The sequence below is a fragment of the Rhizobacter sp. P3_C12 genome, from assembly GCF_056402735.1.
On record NZ_JBFUGW010000545.1, the window covers coordinates 1 to 1,727 of the forward strand.

The 1,727-nt window shown below is 72.8% G+C and carries 2 protein-coding genes; one reads left to right on the forward strand and one right to left on the reverse strand.

All coding sequences use genetic code 11. The features are described 5' to 3' along the window. Positions 1–705 (forward strand): penicillin acylase family protein (locus AC1DXV_RS34310; protein ID WP_477938006.1); only part of this gene is annotated, 705 nt, incomplete at its 5' end. Positions 706–756: 51 nt separating this feature from the next. On the opposite strand, the gene fhuF is transcribed toward AC1DXV_RS34310, so the two are convergent. Further along, positions 757–1,485 carry a siderophore-iron reductase FhuF gene (gene fhuF, locus AC1DXV_RS34315; protein WP_477872900.1) on the reverse strand — a complete coding sequence of 243 codons (729 nt, stop codon included), beginning with the start codon at positions 1,483–1,485 and terminating at the stop codon, positions 757–759. Positions 1,486–1,727 lie beyond the last annotated feature (242 nt).

A 1,727-nucleotide genomic window follows, 5' to 3' on the forward strand; every position in this document is an offset into this window, starting at 1 on the left:
GCGGTGCTGGTGCCGCGTGCGCTGTCGGCCGAGCTGTTCAAGGGCGAGCTGCTGGCGGGAGCGTGCGCGCAGCCGCGGGTGGTGCTGGCGGGGCGCGAGGTCGATGTCGGCCCGGCCTGCGAGGTGCTGGCGCGCTGGCCGGATCGCGCCGATGCCGATGCGCGCGGCGCGCTGCTGTGGGATGCGTTCTGGACGCGGCTGGACGAGCTRCCGCCCGGCGAGTTCTTCGGCGTGCCGTTCGCGGCCGATGCGCCGCTGGCGACGCCGCGCGCGCCGAAGGCCGGGGACCCGCGCGTGGCGCAGGCGCTGGCGGCGACCGTCGTGGCCTTCGGCGAGCGCGGCTGGGCGCTCGATGCGCCGCTCGGCAGCCGGCGCTTCGTGCAGAGCGGCGGGGAACGCCTCGCGTTGACGGGCGGCTGCCACGTCGTCGGGTATTTCAACGTGGCCTGCGACGGTGACGACACGCACCCGATCGGCGCCGATGCGGTGGCCGACACCTACCTGCAGGTGGTGCACTTCGGCCCGCGGGGCGTGGTGGCGCACACGCTGCTGGCGCATGGCGAGGGGGAGTCGGCCATCGTCGCGGGCGAGGGCCCGGCCGATGCGTCGGTCGCGCGCTATGCGCGGCACGACTGGCTGCGCTTCCCGTTCCGCGAGGACGAGATCGCGCGCGATCCGAAGCTTCGAACGGCAAGGCTCCCGTAGCCCGGATGCCAATCCGGGGTTTGTCCGACACATCCCGGATTGGCATCCGGGCTACGAAGGTCGCAGCGGGCAGGCGCTGCAGTAGTCCTCGCCCGGCAGGCAATAGAACAGGCAGCACTGCCGGTGCAGCGGAATCGTCCGCGAGGCCTGCGGGTGCGGGCGTTGCCGCGGCAGCAGTGGATTGGGCCGGCCGTCGTGCCACAGCGGCTGGCTCAGCAGGGTGTCGCGATCCTGCGCGACGTGCGGCGCATGCCCAGTCAACGCCAGCCCCTGCTCGAACAGCCCACCGAGCCGGCGCGCGAGATTGCCCCACAGGATCTTCGGCGCGACGCGTGAGGCGCGCGCGAGTTGCGTGAACAGCGGCGCGAGATGCAGGTCGATCAACGGCGCCAGGCGCTCGCTGCAACGATCGCCGGGTCGTGCCGCACCGCCGTGGCCGATGTGGAAGCTGCGCGGCGCCGCATCGTCATCCCCCACCACGACCTGCGTTTCATGCGGCGCGGTCGGGAACACATGCTGCAGCACGCTCGCCGCCGCGACCACCGGCGGCAGCAGCGCATCGAGGTACGCGAAGCACCAGCTCGATGCGGCCGCGCGCAGATCGCTGCCCGTCACGCCGCGATGCAGGGCGTGGCGGCGCAGCAGCGCCTCCAGCAAGGCCGGTTCGTCGATCAGCCGATGCACCGGCACGGCATCCGCCGGCGGCTCGGCGGCGCACACCAGCGCCTCGCCGAGCGGCGCCCAGGCGCCCTGGAAGAGAGGTTCGAGAAGGGGGATCACCCGTCAGCAGACGAACGAAGGCTCGGGATGTTCAGCTGAACGCGCAGGCGCGTGGTTCGTCATGCAAGGCATGAGCGATTCTGTCCCGACCCCTCCCATCCCGCCCTCCGTCGACCGCCCGTTCGCGGAAGTCGCACGCCTGCTGCGGCCCTTCCTGCCCTGGCTCGCGCTGTCGGTCGTCACCGGCATCGCGGCGGGCGCGGCCACCGTCGCRCTGCTCGGCACGATCAACCAGGTGCTGA